12 protein-coding genes are annotated in these 13,515 nt (G+C 60.3%); 7 read left to right on the top strand and 5 right to left on the bottom strand.

Annotation, left to right across the window (positions count from 1 at the left end; translation table 11 throughout):
• Positions 1-170: 170 nt before the first annotated feature.
• Complete coding sequence (gene mog, locus JDW18_RS15900; RefSeq protein ID WP_218240362.1) at positions 171-776, bottom strand: molybdopterin adenylyltransferase; 606 nt, start codon at positions 774-776, stop codon at positions 171-173.
• Complete coding sequence (yjgA, locus tag JDW18_RS15895) at positions 769-1,455, bottom strand: ribosome biogenesis factor YjgA (protein WP_218240361.1); 687 nt, start codon at positions 1,453-1,455, stop codon at positions 769-771. Before yjgA ends, mog begins: the two co-directional genes overlap by 8 nt.
• A gap of 65 nt (positions 1,456-1,520) precedes the next feature.
• Between yjgA and pmbA the strand changes: the two genes are divergently transcribed.
• Positions 1,521-2,942 carry a metalloprotease PmbA gene (gene pmbA, locus JDW18_RS15890; RefSeq protein ID WP_218240360.1) on the top strand — a complete coding sequence of 474 codons (1,422 nt, stop codon included), beginning with the start codon at positions 1,521-1,523 and terminating at the stop codon, positions 2,940-2,942.
• 196 nt (positions 2,943-3,138) lie between these two features.
• On the opposite strand, the gene JDW18_RS15885 is transcribed toward pmbA, so the two are convergent.
• Positions 3,139-4,065 (bottom strand): LysR family transcriptional regulator, encoded by a 927-nt coding sequence (locus tag JDW18_RS15885; RefSeq protein WP_218240359.1) that lies wholly within the window; start codon positions 4,063-4,065, stop codon positions 3,139-3,141.
• Between the two features lie 324 nt (positions 4,066-4,389).
• On the opposite strand from JDW18_RS15885, the gene JDW18_RS15880 reads away from it, so the two are divergent.
• Genes JDW18_RS15880 through JDW18_RS15870 form a run of 3 tightly spaced genes read left to right on the top strand, consistent with a single transcriptional unit; the run spans position 4,390 to position 8,046 of the window.
• Positions 4,390-4,941, top strand: a complete 552-nt coding sequence (locus JDW18_RS15880) for a sugar dehydrogenase complex small subunit (RefSeq protein WP_218240358.1) — start codon at positions 4,390-4,392, stop codon at positions 4,939-4,941.
• 36 nt (positions 4,942-4,977) lie between these two features.
• Positions 4,978-6,654 carry a GMC family oxidoreductase gene (locus JDW18_RS15875; protein ID WP_218240357.1) on the top strand — a complete coding sequence of 559 codons (1,677 nt, stop codon included), beginning with the start codon at positions 4,978-4,980 and terminating at the stop codon, positions 6,652-6,654.
• A gap of 18 nt (positions 6,655-6,672) precedes the next feature.
• A complete protein-coding gene (locus JDW18_RS15870) occupies positions 6,673-8,046 on the top strand; it encodes a cytochrome c (protein WP_218240356.1) in 1,374 nt (457 codons plus the stop codon).
• Positions 8,047-8,132: 86 nt separating this feature from the next.
• Here JDW18_RS15870 and JDW18_RS15865 read toward each other — a convergent pair whose 3' ends face one another.
• Positions 8,133-8,486, bottom strand: coding sequence for a helix-turn-helix domain-containing protein (locus JDW18_RS15865; protein WP_218240355.1), 354 nt, complete (start codon positions 8,484-8,486; stop codon positions 8,133-8,135).
• 95 nt (positions 8,487-8,581) lie between these two features.
• Here JDW18_RS15865 and JDW18_RS15860 point away from each other — a divergent pair, with 95 nt between their 5' ends.
• From JDW18_RS15860 to JDW18_RS15850, 3 genes are all read left to right on the top strand, one after another.
• A complete protein-coding gene (locus JDW18_RS15860; RefSeq protein WP_218240354.1) occupies positions 8,582-9,139 on the top strand; it encodes a hypothetical protein in 558 nt (185 codons plus the stop codon).
• A 123-nt stretch (positions 9,140-9,262) separates the two neighbouring features.
• The gene (locus JDW18_RS15855) at positions 9,263-10,150 is read left to right on the top strand and encodes an EamA family transporter (protein WP_425514809.1); all 888 of its coding nucleotides are present in this window, start codon (positions 9,263-9,265) and stop codon (positions 10,148-10,150) included.
• A 343-nt stretch (positions 10,151-10,493) separates the two neighbouring features.
• On the top strand, positions 10,494-13,154 hold the full coding sequence (locus JDW18_RS15850; RefSeq protein ID WP_218240352.1) for a bifunctional diguanylate cyclase/phosphodiesterase: 2,661 nt from the start codon (positions 10,494-10,496) through the stop codon (positions 13,152-13,154).
• Here JDW18_RS15850 and JDW18_RS15845 read toward each other — a convergent pair.
• Positions 13,148-13,402 (bottom strand): VF530 family protein, encoded by a 255-nt coding sequence (locus JDW18_RS15845; RefSeq protein WP_218240351.1) that lies wholly within the window; start codon positions 13,400-13,402, stop codon positions 13,148-13,150. The two genes, JDW18_RS15850 and JDW18_RS15845, sit on opposite strands and share 7 nt — an antisense overlap.
• Positions 13,403-13,515: the final 113 nt, after the last annotated feature.

Below are 13,515 nucleotides of genomic sequence, written 5' to 3'. Positions count from 1 at the left end.
AGATGAATTTCATAGGGGAGTGAATATGCAGAAAGTGCTGGCAGCTTTGTTTTTGATAGCTATTGCTGGCACTCCAACCGCTGGATGCACCGCAGCGGCCCATGAAAAAAGCAGCCCTGAGGCTGCTTTGCTGAAGAGGCTGGCGCAGATTGCACCCTGAATGGCAGGGCTTATGCCGTGCGCGGTGCGCGGATGGCGCTCTTGGGGCGGAAGGCCTTGCAGACCTCGTCATGGGTTTCGAGGTAGGGGCCGCCAATCAGGTCGATGCAGTAGGGCACGGCGGCAAAAATGCCGTTGACCTTTTGCTGGCCGTCTGCGTCTTTCAGGCCTTCCAGTGTCTCGGCAATCGCCTTGGGCTGGCCGGGCAGATTGATGATGAGGCTCTGGCCGCGAATCACCGCCACCTGGCGCGACAGTATGGCCGTGGGTACAAAGGTCAGGCTTATCTGGCGCATCTGTTCGCCAAAACCGGGCATTTCCTTGTCGGCCACGGCCAGCGTGGCCTCTGGCGTTACATCGCGCAGCGCGGGGCCGGTGCCGCCGGTGGTCAGCACCAGCGAGCAGCCTGCATCCACCAGTTCGATCAGCGCGGCGCTGATGCCAGCCTGTTCATCGGGAATGAGGCGGGCTTCAAATTCGACGTCGTTTTTCAGCGCGCGGCTCAGCCATTCCTTGAGGGCAGGCAGGCCTTTGTCTTCATAAACGCCGCTGCTGGCGCGGTCGCTGATGGAGACAATGCCGATCTTCACGGCATCGTGCACAGCCAGCTCACTCATCGTCGTCGTCTTCAGCGTCGGCAGCGCTGGCCTTGCCAGCCTGCGCCAGTTGCTCGCGCACCAGCTGGAACAGGTCGCGGTAGGCGCGGCCTTTGCTGACTTCCTTGGGCTCGGCATCGGGGCCAGCAGCCGCTGCGGCGGCCGCGGCTTGTTCCTTGGCTTTTTCCAGATCCTTGCGCGACTGGCGAATCAGCGAGCGCAGTTGCTGCACATCGGTTTCGGGGAAGTGGTCCAGCCAGATGGCCAGAGCGCCGTCTTCCACAATCAGGCGGTCGCGCCACTGCTCGGTCACTTGCTGCGACATTTTTTCGCCGGCCGAGCCGTTACGCTGCTCGTCCAGCGCCTGCTTGATGGCTTCAACCTGTTCCGGGCGCAGCTTGCGCATCAGCTTGCCGACGTACTGAAACTGGCGGCGCTTGCCTTCAAAGTTGGTGATGCGCTTGGCTTCCTGCAGGGCATCGACCAGCGTGTCTGGCAGTTGCAGGCGCTTGAACAACTCGCTGCGCAGCGTCAGCAAATCCTTGCCCAGATCCTGGAGCGCATCACTTTCGCGCTTCAGATCGGTCTTGGTGGAGTCGTAAGTGCCTTTGAGTTCGGCCTTGAGTTCGAGGTCCAGCTCGCTGCCTTCAGCAACGAATTTGCCGCGAACAAAATAGCCTTTTGTTGGTTTGCGTGACATGGTAAGGGGGCAATATCGGTGGCAGCACAGAGGGCGCTGCAGTGGCGGCTATCATATCCGCCGCTATGAAAAAACCTCGCTCCAGCAATACAAGCACTTCTAGTGCAAAGGCCCAATCCACACCGCAAGCCGGTTTCAGCTTCAGCCAGTCCTTTTTTGAGGGGCTGGTGGATCAGGCGCTCAAGCACGCCAAAAAGCTGGGCGCCACGGATGCAGGAGCCGAGGCTTCCGAAGGCTGCGGCCTGTCGGTCAGCGTGCGCAAAGGCCAGCTGGAGACGGTGGAACGCAACCGCGACAAGTCGCTGGGCGTGACCGTTTATCTGGGTCAGCGCCGTGGCAATGCCAGCACTTCCGACTTCTCCGAAGCCGCCATTCAGCAAACCGTGCAGGCGGCTTACGACATTGCCCGCTTTACGGCGGAAGACCCCTTTGCCAGCCTGCCCGACAGTGCAGACATTGCGCTGCCCGGCACGCACCGTGATCTGGACCTGTTCCACCCCTGGGACATCAGCAGCGAAGCCGCTGCCGAAATGGCCCTGCGCTGCGAGGAAGCCGCCTTCAAGACCCATCGCCGCGTGAGCAACAGCGAAGGTGCGGGCGTTTCGGCCCAGCAAAGCCATTTCTTCTCGGCCCATACCAATGGTTTCCGTGGCGGCTATGCCAGCTCGCGCCACAGCCTTTCGGTGGCGCCCATTGCCAAGCTGCCCGGCAAGAACGGCGAAATGCAGCGCGATTACTGGTACAGCTCCATGCGCAATGCGGCCGATCTGGCCTCGCCCGAAGCGGTGGGCCGCTACGCGGCTGAGCGCACGCTGAGCCGCCTGGGCAGCCGCAAGATTCCGACGACGGAATGCCCGGTGCTGTTTGAATCCCCTCTGGCTGCCGGTCTGCTGGGCGGTTTTGTGCAGGCCATCAGCGGTGGTGCGCTGTACCGCAAGAGCACTTTCCTGCTGGATTCGCTGGGCAAGCCCATCTTCCCCAAGCACATCGACATTGAAGAAGACCCCTTTATTCTGGGCGGCAAGGGCAGCTCGCCGTTTGACGAAGAAGGTGTGCGCGTGCAGGCCCGCAAGGTGGTGGATGCTGGACGTGTGGAAGGCTATTTCCTCTCCAGCTACTCGGCCCGCAAACTGGGCATGAAGACCACGGGCAACTCCGGTGGTTCGCACAATCTGGTGATGAGCTCGCGCCGTACCAAGGCGGGCGACGATCTGGACGCCATGCTCAAAAAGCTGGGCACCGGTCTGTTCGTGGTCGAGCTGATGGGCCAGGGCGTGAACTATGTGACCGGCGACTATTCGCGTGGCGCCAGCGGCTTCTGGGTGGAGAACGGCGAGATCGCCTTCCCCGTGGATGAAATCACCATCGCCGGCAATATGAAGGACATGTTCAAGGGCATCGAAGCCATTGGCGCAGACGCCTATAACTACGGTGCCAAGACCGTGGGCTCCATCCTCATCAACCGCATGAAGGTGGCAGGCAGCTGATGGGCTGACGGCTGAAGCGGTTGCAGCAAAAGGCGGGGTGCGCAGGCACTTCGCCTTTTTTTCATGTCTGCGGCAGAGTTTGGGTCTGTGTCAATTTGATAGCTGCTTGCGCTGATTATTGAAGGGGTTCATTGATTTTTAGTAATGAAACCAATATGCAAGAAGCGCTGGAAGCTATTGTTTTTGATGTGGTGATTTAGCAGGGATGCACCTTGCCTGCCTGACGCGCCTGCGCCATGAAGTCCATGAAAGCCTTGGTGCGTGGCGGAATGTGCTTGTGGCTGGGCAGGGCCATCAGCACATGCAGGCGGCCCGTGATCCAGCCGGGCAGCACGGGCTGCAGCAGGCCTTCGCTGAGGAACGGGCGGACGGAATCCAGTGTGAAGTCTGAAATGCCGGAGCCATCGAGCACCATCTGCAAGATGCTGGCGGTCTGATTGATGGTGATGACAGCCCTCACATCGATGTCATGAACCGGGGGCTCGCTCGTGTGCTGCTGGCTGTGCCACAGCGCAATGCTGTTGCGCTGCATGCCCTGGCGGCGGCGCAGCACATACAGGTGCTGGCTCAGCTCCTGTGGCGTTTGAGGCGCGCCATGGCGCTGAAGGTAACTGGGCGCAGCATAGAGCATGGCCTCTGAGGTGGACAGCTTGCGTGCCACGATGCTGGCGTTGAAATTCTCGAACACCTGCATGAACCCCAGGTCGTAGCGGTTCATGTCGGGGGCCAGGCTGGAGTCCACATGCACATCCAGTGCAATGCCGGGATACATCAGGCGAAAGTCTGCGGCCAGAGGCGAGATCAGAGCGTCCGTCAGCGATGGTGTGGAGACAATGCGCAGCACGCCAGTCAGGGCGCTGGTGTCGCTTTGCGCTTCGGTGGTGGCGATGGCCACGGCGTCCAGAATGTCGCGCACGCGGGCGGCATAGCGCTCGCCCGCAGGCGTCAGGCTCACGCTGCGCGTGGTGCGCTGCAGCAACCGGGTGCCCAACTGCCCTTCCAGCGCGGCAATGTGGCGCGTGACATGGGGCACGGTCATGGACAGGCGGCGTGCCGCAGCAGTGAAGCCCCCTTCATCGATGACGGCCAGAAACACCGTCATGGTGTGCAAGCGATCCAGCACAGGTTCTTACCTCCATAAAGACTTAATTATTACGGCTGCCGTAATAAATCATTGTGTGTGGGTGCATTGGTTCTCATGTTTACAGAACGTACATTGAGAGCAAGTGCAAACATCTGATCTTTGGAGGGTGCGGCCCATCTGCCCGTATTGCTTCCCAAAGATACGCCGCAGCACGGTGCGCCATCTGGCCGCAGCCGTAGTCAATCACCGACCCCTGAATGGTTCGAGGCTGAAGACCTCCCAATGACCACGTCCTATGGCTGGCGCAGGCCTTTGCCCCGCCAATAGAGGTGTTGTGCACCGATCTTCAGACCCAGTACTACTATGACCACTACTCCTCAATTTCCGACGTTCGGCCTCAGCCGTCGCCACCTGCTGGGTGGCGCACTGGCGGCTGGCATGGCTCAGCTCATTCCCGGCAGCTGGGCCGCAGTCCCGGCAGCCACTGCTGCGGGCAGCGATAGTTTTATGGCGCTGTCGCTTTACCTGACAGAACGCGCAGAGCTGCCCCTGTCACAAGGCTCGCGTCTGCTGGCGGCACTCAATGAACTGGACGGCAAGTTCAGCGACAAGCTTCAGACCCTGTGGGCCTGGATTGGCAGCCAGCAGGTGGCTCTGGCCGACCTGAACCAGCGCCTGAAGGTCGAGCAGCCCGATCTGGCCGATATCCCCGGGCAGGTCATGCAGGTCTGGTACCAGGGCATTGCGGGCAGTGGCACTGCAACACGCGTGGTGGCCTATGAACATGCGCTGAACGCCGAAGTAGTTGCCGACAAGCTGCGCCCGCCGTCCTACGCCTACGGGGTCTATGGCAGCTGGAGCAGCAACCCCACGACTTTCAAGCTGCAGCAAGTCGTCAAGCTGCCCCAGGCCTGAAGCGCAGCCCACTCATCACAATCCACGAGAAATACCATGGCTGATTCCAATCTCTCTGCAGACTTCGTCATCATCGGCGCCGGCATCATCGGCTCCATGATGGGCGCGAAGCTGGCTCGCTCGGGGGCATCGGTGTTGATGCTCGAAGCAGGCGGCCCCTCGGATCGCGGCGTTTTCGTCGCACGTTTTCACAACGCCTCACGCCGAGGCGACCTGATGGCGCCGTATCCATCCATTCCTACAGCGCCACACCCTATCTATCGACCAGAGGACAACGGTTATCTGGTGCAGGCAGGTCCTGAGCCTTACAAGGCCGAGTACATCCGCCAGGTGGGCGGCACCAGCTGGCACTGGGCCGCACAGGCCTGGCGCAATGTGCCCAACGACTTTCGCATCCACAGCCTGTATGGCGTGGGCAAGGACTGGCCGTTTGACTATGACGATCTGGAGCCCTACTACCAGGAAGTCGAAGAAATCATGGGTGTGGGTGGCTCGACCGAAACCGGCTCGCCCCGCAGCAAGCCTTTCCCTATGGGGGAAGTGGCCGTGCCTTACGCCATGCAGCGCCTGACGGATCGCCTCAAAGGCAGCTTCAATGTGGTCAGCAACACGGTGGCCCGCAACAGCCGCAGTTTTGATGGTCGCCCGCCTTGCTGCGGTGCCAACAACTGCCAGCCCGTCTGCCCCATTGATGCGCAGTACCACGGCGGTATTGCCGTCAAGCAGGCGCTGGCCGTGGGTGTCAAGCTGCAAATCCATGCCAACGTTTTCCAGCTGGAGCATGACAAAAAAGGCCGCATCGTGGCTGCCAACTATTACGACGTGGACAAGAACGTGCACCGCGTCACCGGCAAGACTTTTATCGTGGCCTCCAACGGCATCGAGTCACCACGTTTGCTGCTGCTGTCCAAGAGCGACAAGTTCAAGAATGGTCTGGCCAACGAGCATGACCAGGTGGGCCGCCACCTGATGGACCACCCCAGCACCTCGCTTGCTTTTGATGCAGACGAGGACGTGTGGTTGGGCCGTGGCCCGCAAAGCCCCAGCTCCATCAATGCCATGCGTGATGGCGCGTTCCGCTCGGAGCACTCTCCCTACCGCATTGACTTCACGAATATGTCGCGTGTTGATGGCGCCACCAGTGCGCTCATTAAGGAAGGGGTATATGGCAAGGAGTTTGAAGAAAAGCTTCGCCACATCTCGGCCCGCGAGATGAGCATGAAAACGGTGCTGGAAGTTTTGCCCAACCCGGAAAACCGCGTGGATCTGGCGGATGAAAAAGACAGCATGGGCATCCCCAAGCCCCGTGTGCACTATCAGATTGACGAATACACCTTCAAGGGTCACAAGCGTGCCCAGAAGGACTTTGCCAAGATCGCCGAGCTGATGGGGGGAACCAATCTGCGCTACAGCAAAGACGGCGCTTACAGCAACAACCAGCACATCTGCGGCACCCTGAGCATGGGCAAGGACCCCAAGGAATGCGTGGTTGACCAGTTCGGCCGCGCCTGGGATCACGAGAACCTGTACATGGCCTCTACGGGCCTGCTGCCCACCTCGTCCACCTGCAATTCGACTGTGAATGCACTGGCCGTAGCCATGCGTACAGCGGCGCACATCATTGCCGAAAACGGTGGCCCGGCCATGCTGCCGCGCAGCAACACGCAAGCGACGTGGAAACCTCTGGTGCCTGACTGGCAACCCAAGGCCTGAGGCAGGAGAACACACACCATGAACAAGACATTGATGAAATTCTCCTGGCTGGCTGCCACGGTGCTGGCTGCTGCCCCCGCCTTCGCGGCTGACAACGCTGAGGTGGAGCGAGGCCGTTATCTGGCCACTGCGGGCGACTGCGTGGCTTGCCACACTGCGCCGGGCGGCAAGTCCATGGCCGGTGGCCTGGCGCTAGCCAGCCCACTGGGCTCGATTTACTCGACCAACATCACGCCTTCCAAGACGCACGGCATTGGCAACTACACGCTGCAGCAGTTCACGGATGCATTGCGCCACGGTAAACGCGCTGACGGTGCGAACCTGTACCCCGCCATGCCCTACACCGCGTATGCCAAGACGACGGACGAGGACATTGCCGCCATGTATGCCTACTTCATGCAAGGCGTGCAGGCGGTGGATGACGCACCGGCCAAGCAGACGGATTTGCCATTCCCGTTCAATATCCGCGCGTCCTTGAGTGTGTGGAACGCCATGTTCCACGACGCTACGCCTTACAAGGCCGATGCTTCGCAGCCCCCTGAATGGAACCGCGGCGCCTATCTGGCGCAAGGTCTGGCCCACTGCACCACCTGCCATACGCCCCGCACAGCCTTGATGGCGGAAGATGCCAAGCGCAGCCTGGGCGGTGCTGACCTAGGCGGCTGGTATGCCCCCAACATCACATCGCACGCCAGCAGCGGCATTGGCAGCTGGACCGAGGAAGAGCTGGTGGCCTATATGAGCGGCAAGCCCGTGCCTGGCAAAGGCCCAGCGGCAGGCCCTATGGCCGAAGCGGTGGACCACAGCCTGAAGCACCTGAGTGCTGAGGACTTGAAAGCCATTGCGGTGTATGTGAAATCCTTGCCAGCGGTGGATGACGGCAGCCTCAAGCAGTCGGCAGCCAGCTTTGGCAAGCAGACCGATGCCCTGGACAGCGTGCGCGGAGTCGATCTGCCCAAGGACTACAACGCCATGACCGGTGCGCAGATCTATGACGGCTACTGCGCTGCCTGCCACCAGGCACAGGGCCAGGGTACAGAAGGGGGCGGCCTGCCTTCGCTGTTCAACAACACATCACTGGGGCACGCCAACAGCAACAATCTGGTGCAGGTGCTGCTGCACGGTATTGAGCGCCATGGCGCAGATTCCGTCATGCCCGGCTTTGCCCATGAGCTGACCGACAAGCAGATCACTTCGCTGGGCAACTATCTGCTGACCAGCTATGGCAACCCCAGCGCCAAGGTGACAGAGCAGCAAGTGGCGCAGTTGCGTGACCCTGCGGCAGCAGGCTCGGGCAGCAGCTTGCTGACACTGGCCCGCATCGGCATGGCCGTGGGTGTCATCGTGGTGCTGGCATTGATTGCCTGGCTGGTGCGCCGCCGCAAGTCCTGACATCGAAGCTACGCTGAAAGAAAAAAGCCAGTCAGATGGATTTCTGACTGGCTTTTTGTATTGGTGCAGAAAGACTGAAAACGCTCTCAGCGCTCTGCTGCGGCATCCACAATGCATTGAGAGAGCTTTTCAAAGTGCTTGTGCGCATCCGGGCTGAGTTCGATCTGCTTGCGGCGCGTGTCTTCCGTGTCAGCCAGCTGAATCCAGCCCTTTTGACGCATGGACTTGAGCCGCGAGTGAATGGTGGCGGGAGAGCCCATTTCGCGCTGCGCCATCAGGTCGCGCACGCACAGTCGCTCCTGGCGTGTGCCGGCCTTGGCAATCTGCTCCAGAAGACGCTCTTCCTGCGGGTCCAGCAGGGGCAGGGCTGGAAGACCGCGTATGGATTCCGCCAGTTGCAGAAAACGGAGATAGATATCAGCGGACAAGGACTTTTTCATCACTGGCAGAGTGCGAATGGGAGGTCATCAAGGTAAAGACCTGGAGCGAGTTGCCGATAGTACTGCTTTGCAGGAAATCCTGAGCAGCAACGAGAATGAAGAATATCGGTCTGTACTGTGCAATGGTTATGACCACCATCGTGTTTTTTGTGGCGATGGTGGTGCTCAACGAGTTGATCTTCGGCTCACTGGAGTTTGTGCCAGGGGTGAACTGGATTTATCTGCCTGCCGGTGCGCGCCTGCTGTGCACCTTGCTGTTTGCGGGTGCAGGTGGTGTGGGCTTGCTGATTGCCTCCTGGCTGGTCTGCTTTTTCTATATTTTCCCCAATGATCTGGTCCGATCTTCCTGGGGCGCTGTGGTGGCAGCGGTGGCTCCTTATGGCATGTACCGGCTTGCCCGGCGCTGGATGGGGCTGGGTCAGGCGCTGAACAATCTCACCGCTTCGCGGCTGCTGGTTCTGAGTGTGCTGTATGCGCTGGCCAATGCGGTTTTGCATCAGATTGGCTGCTGGCTGATGGGGCGAGGGCTGCACCCAGACCGCTTGCTGATTTTGCTGGTGGGAGATTTGCTGGGCACATTGATCGTGCTGTATGGGGCCAAGCTGGTGCTGCAGCTATTGCCCGCAAGAAGCAATCCTTACGATCTGCAGTAACTCGGCGCTACGCCCGGTCACCACAGGGTCTGCGCCGCAGCCACATTCCCGTCATACTCAAACCATTGCTGCTTCTTCTTTTGTGATTGTTTTATGAGTTCCGCTTCGTCGCCTGCCTCGGGCATGAGCCGTGCTGACTGGTTCAGCGCCATCATCGTCATCGTGATCTGGGGGCTGAATTTTGTGGTCATGAAGTGGGGCCTGGCCACTTTGTCCCCGCTGCTGATGTGTGCGCTGCGCTTTGCGGCGGCATCGCTGCCTTTTTTGCTGTTTGTGCGGCCTCCGCGCAATCTGTCCTGGGGTATTTTGGCGGCCTATGGGTTGGTGCAAGGCGTGGGGCAGTTTGGCCTGCTGTTTACGGGCATGAAGCTGGGTATGCCTGCGGGCATGGCATCCGTTGTGCTGCAGACGCAGGCCTTTATCACCATGCTGCTGGCGGCCGCCTTCTTGAAGGAAAAGCCGCAGCGCTGGCAGTGGATGGGCTTGCTGGTTGCGATTGGCGGTCTGGTGCTGATTGGCGCTGCGCATGGCGAGGGCGCAGCCAATATGACGCTGATTGGCTTTGTGCTCACCGTTGGGGCCGCTGCCATGTGGGCGGTTTCAAACTTGTTGACGCGCGTGGCGGCGAATCAAGGCTCGTACGAGCCTGCATCCTTCATCGTCTGGACCAGCGTGTTCCCCATGATTCCGCTGTTTTTGCTGTCCTGGTGGATGGAGGGCGGCGATGCGGTGAAGACGCAGCTGAGCGCCATAGGCTGGCGTGAGCTGGGCGTAATCGCCTATCTGGCCCTGCTTTCCACTTTGCTGGGTTACGGGCTGTGGACACGTTTGCTGCAGCGCTATGCCGCCAGTACGGTGGCACCGCTGTCCTTGCTGGTGCCGGTGATTGGTCTTCTGTCGGCCATGGTGCTGCTGGGGGAGTTTCCAACAGGTCTGCAGTGGCTGGGCACGGCAGGTGTGCTGCTGGGCATGCTGGTCAACCAGTTTGGCGGTAAATGGATGAGGCGCTGAGAAAAACTCAGTCTGAGTGAACCGGGCGTCATTCAGATAATGCCCGGTGCCATCAACAAATATTCACACAACCTTTCAGTGGCTGGAGGGTGAGTAATTGCTCTGGTGTTTCTGTAGATCCAGTATGGGTTGTGGAAATTTTTGCTACCGCCTCTGTGGCGCTTCATAAAAACAGGGGTTTGAAAATCATCGGCTTCTGTGGAGTAAATGACGCAGAAAACCTGCGTTTGATGGACTCTCTTCATTATTATTGCCAGCATTAATGCAAATGCAGGTTTCGTCGTTTGACATATCGACCCAGCTGCTGTCGGTCTGCAAAAGGCGAAACTGCCAAGGAGCAGTGATGAGAGAGGGAGATAACAAAGAGCCGGCCCATCCATGGCCGCGGGCGCAGCTGCAGGCCCTGGATCGTGTCATGGCACTGGCGGAATTTTCGCTGGACGGCAGACTGCTCCATGCCAATGCCAACTATCTGCAGCTGATGCGCCTGACACGCGAGCAGGCTCTGGGCCGCCAGCACCGCAGCTTCTGCACCGAGCGCCTGCTGCGCAGCCCCAAATACCAGGCGGCTTGGGATCTGCTGTGTGCAGGAGGCGCCTATTCGGGTGTGGTGGAGCGTTTGCGTAGCGATGGCAGCAGCTGCTGGCTGGAGGCCACCTATTCGCCGGTATTGGATGAGCAGGGGCAGGTGTCCCATATCCTGAAGATTGCGACTGACATCACCGAGCGCCGTGCGCGCGAGAAAGCGCAGCAGGAGCATCTGTACCTGCTGTCGCTGGTGGCGAATGCCTCGGACACAGCCGTCATCATCAGCGACAGCCACTCGCAAATCCTGCATGTCAACGGCGGTTTCACACGTATGTTCGGCTGGGCGGACGAGGAAGTCATGGGCAAGATGCCTATTTCATTGCTGGCTCCACAGCTGTCGGCTGACCGCACGCAGCTGTACCAGTCCGAGCTGCGGGCTGGTCGTTCCGTGGGGCGCGAGGAAATCGTGGTTGGCAAAAACGGCCAGCGCTACTGGGCCAAGATCATCAGCAACCCCATTGCCAACCCTGATGGCAGCTGGCGCTACACCGTATCCATGCTTACGGACATCACGCGCTCCAAGATGCATGAGACCTTGCAGCACCGCGTGCTGGAGGCCATGGCGCGAGAGCGTCCACTGGTTGATGTGCTGGAGCTGGTCTGCCAAGAAGTGGAGCGCATTGCGCCCGAGATCAGTGCCATGATTCTGGGGGTTGATGAAAAAGGGCTGATACATCCGCTGGCCGGGCCCAGCTTGCCAAATTCCTATTCGCAGTTGCTCGATGGGCTGGCTATCGGGCCCAAAGCCGGTTCCTGCGGCACCGCGATCTGGCGCAATGCGACGGTGATGGTTGACGATATTGCCACCGACCCGCTGTGGAGCGACTACAAGGATCTGGTGCTGCCGCTGGGCTACCGGGCCTGCTGGTCCTCGCCGATTCGCAACAGCCAGGGCAAGCCTGTTGGCACTTTCGCCTTCTACTACCTCGCGCCGCGCACGCCGACCTCATTGGCCTTTCACCAGCAACTGGCCGATGCCTGCACCCATCTGTGCGCGCTGGCGCTGGAGCGCGAGCATGCGCGGGTACGTATTCGCCAGCTGGCCTTCTACGATGGCCTGACGGGTTTGCCCAATCGCAGTCTGCTGCAGGCCAAGGCCGATCAAGCCATGGCTTCGGCAGCGCGCAACGACGAACAACTGGCTGTGCTGTTCATCGACCTTGACCGCTTCAAGCAGGTCAACGACTCGCTGGGTCATACGGCTGGTGACGATTTGCTCTGCATCGTGGCCAAGCGCTTGCAGCAGGTGCTGCGCTCCTCCGATATTGCGGGGCGTCTGTCGGGTGATGAGTTTGTCGCCGTGCTGCCGCAGTGCGATGCCGACCAGGTGGCGGGCACCATTGAGCGGCTGCAGGAGCTGTTGTCTCAGCCCATGACGGTGGCTGACACGGCGCTGGGCATTTCTGCCAGCATTGGCATTGCCATGTTCCCCGCCGATGGGCGCGATATGGAAACCCTGCTGCAGCGTGCCGATATGGCCATGTACCAGGCCAAGAGCCAGGGGCGTGGGCGCTTCAGCTTTTTCAGCAGCGAAATGAACCGCCTGGCCCAGGAGCGGCTGGCGCTGGAAACTGCACTGCGCAAGGCATTGCAGCAGGGGAGTCTGCATCTGCACTATCAGCCGCAGATCGAGTTGAGCAGCGGGCGTCTCTATGGCGTGGAGGCGCTGGCGCGCTGGTCACACCCCGAGCTGGGGGAAATCTCACCGGCCCGCTTCATTCCGCTGGCCGAGGAATGTGGCCTGATTGCCGACCTGGGACGCTGGGCTTTGAGCGAGGCCTGCCGTCAGCTCTCGCAGTGGCATGCTCAGGGCCTGGTCATACCGGCGGTCTCGGTGAACCTCTCGCCCTCAAGCTTTCACAACCTGGACCTGCCGCGCATGATTGCCGACACGCTGCAGCGCAATGAACTCAAGCCGCAGAATCTGACGCTGGAGCTGACGGAGAGCATTCTGCTGGATACCAACCCCAGCACCATGAAGACCATCAACGAGGTGCATGCCCATGGCGTGCGCCTGTCCATGGACGATTTTGGCACCGGCTATTCCAGTCTCAGCTATCTGCGCCGTCTGCCGGTCAGCGAACTCAAGCTGGACCGCAGCTTTGTCGCGGATCTTGAGCACGATGAGGCCGCACGTGCGCTCAGCCGTGCCATTCTGGGCATAGGCCAGAGCCTGCACCTGACCGTGGTGGCCGAGGGGGTGGAAACGCCGGCGCAGAACCTGATGCTGCGCGAGCAGGGCTATCCGGTCGCTCAGGGCTATCTGTTTGCACGGCCGCTGGCTCCCGATGCTCTGGTGCAGTGGCTGCGCGAGCAGCAAATGGAGTCCCCGTCACTGGCTCCAGCCGCACAGCCCTCTGTTCGTTCCGATGAAGAGGCGCGGGGGGCGAGTCAGCGCATTGTTCAGAATCAGTAGCGCTTACCTTGCGACTGCCGTTCTTGGCGGCGCAGGGTATAGAGGTACAGGCTTTCCACCTTCTCGCGTGCCCAGGGTGTCTTGCGCAGAAACTTCAGGCTGGAACTGACGCTGGGGTCCACGCTGAAGCAGCGCAGCGGAATGTTCTCGCTCAGGCCATCCCAGCCGTAGTAGTCGGCCAGGTCGGTCACCATGCGCTCCAGCGTGATGCCGTGCAGCGGGTTGCGGGGTTGCTCGGAAGTGCTCATGGCGCGATTGTCCCGCAGAGTGTGGGCGGGCGTTTGCTCAAGGCTTTTGCCGGAATATTCATGAAATATGCCCCAAGCCCTTTTGTCAAAAGCGCTATGTGCTACTAAATTTG

Origin of the sequence: Comamonas fluminis (assembly GCF_019186805.1) — a bacterium.
Taxonomy (GTDB): Bacteria; Pseudomonadota; Gammaproteobacteria; order Burkholderiales; family Burkholderiaceae_C; genus Comamonas; species Comamonas fluminis.
This window is presented reverse-complemented; position numbering and strand designations above follow the sequence as displayed.

What these genes read in the sequence shown, in the direction of transcription:
- mog (WP_218240362.1), bottom strand. Translation starts at nt 776, where the DNA reads ATGAGTGAGCTGGCTGTGCACGATGCCGTGAAGATCGGCATTGTCTCC.
- yjgA (WP_218240361.1), bottom strand. Translation starts at nt 1,455, where the DNA reads ATGTCACGCAAACCAACAAAAGGCTATTTTGTTCGCGGCAAATTCGTT.
- pmbA (WP_218240360.1), top strand. Translation starts at nt 1,521, where the DNA reads ATGAAAAAACCTCGCTCCAGCAATACAAGCACTTCTAGTGCAAAGGCC.
- JDW18_RS15880 (WP_218240358.1), top strand. Translation starts at nt 4,390, where the DNA reads ATGACCACTACTCCTCAATTTCCGACGTTCGGCCTCAGCCGTCGCCAC.
- JDW18_RS15875 (WP_218240357.1), top strand. Translation starts at nt 4,978, where the DNA reads ATGGCTGATTCCAATCTCTCTGCAGACTTCGTCATCATCGGCGCCGGC.
- JDW18_RS15870 (WP_218240356.1), top strand. Translation starts at nt 6,673, where the DNA reads ATGAACAAGACATTGATGAAATTCTCCTGGCTGGCTGCCACGGTGCTG.
- JDW18_RS15865 (WP_218240355.1), bottom strand. Translation starts at nt 8,486, where the DNA reads ATGAAAAAGTCCTTGTCCGCTGATATCTATCTCCGTTTTCTGCAACTG.
- JDW18_RS15860 (WP_218240354.1), top strand. Translation starts at nt 8,582, where the DNA reads ATGAAGAATATCGGTCTGTACTGTGCAATGGTTATGACCACCATCGTG.
- JDW18_RS15855 (WP_425514809.1), top strand. Translation starts at nt 9,263, where the DNA reads ATGAGCCGTGCTGACTGGTTCAGCGCCATCATCGTCATCGTGATCTGG.
- JDW18_RS15850 (WP_218240352.1), top strand. Translation starts at nt 10,494, where the DNA reads ATGAGAGAGGGAGATAACAAAGAGCCGGCCCATCCATGGCCGCGGGCG.
- JDW18_RS15845 (WP_218240351.1), bottom strand. Translation starts at nt 13,402, where the DNA reads ATGAGCACTTCCGAGCAACCCCGCAACCCGCTGCACGGCATCACGCTG.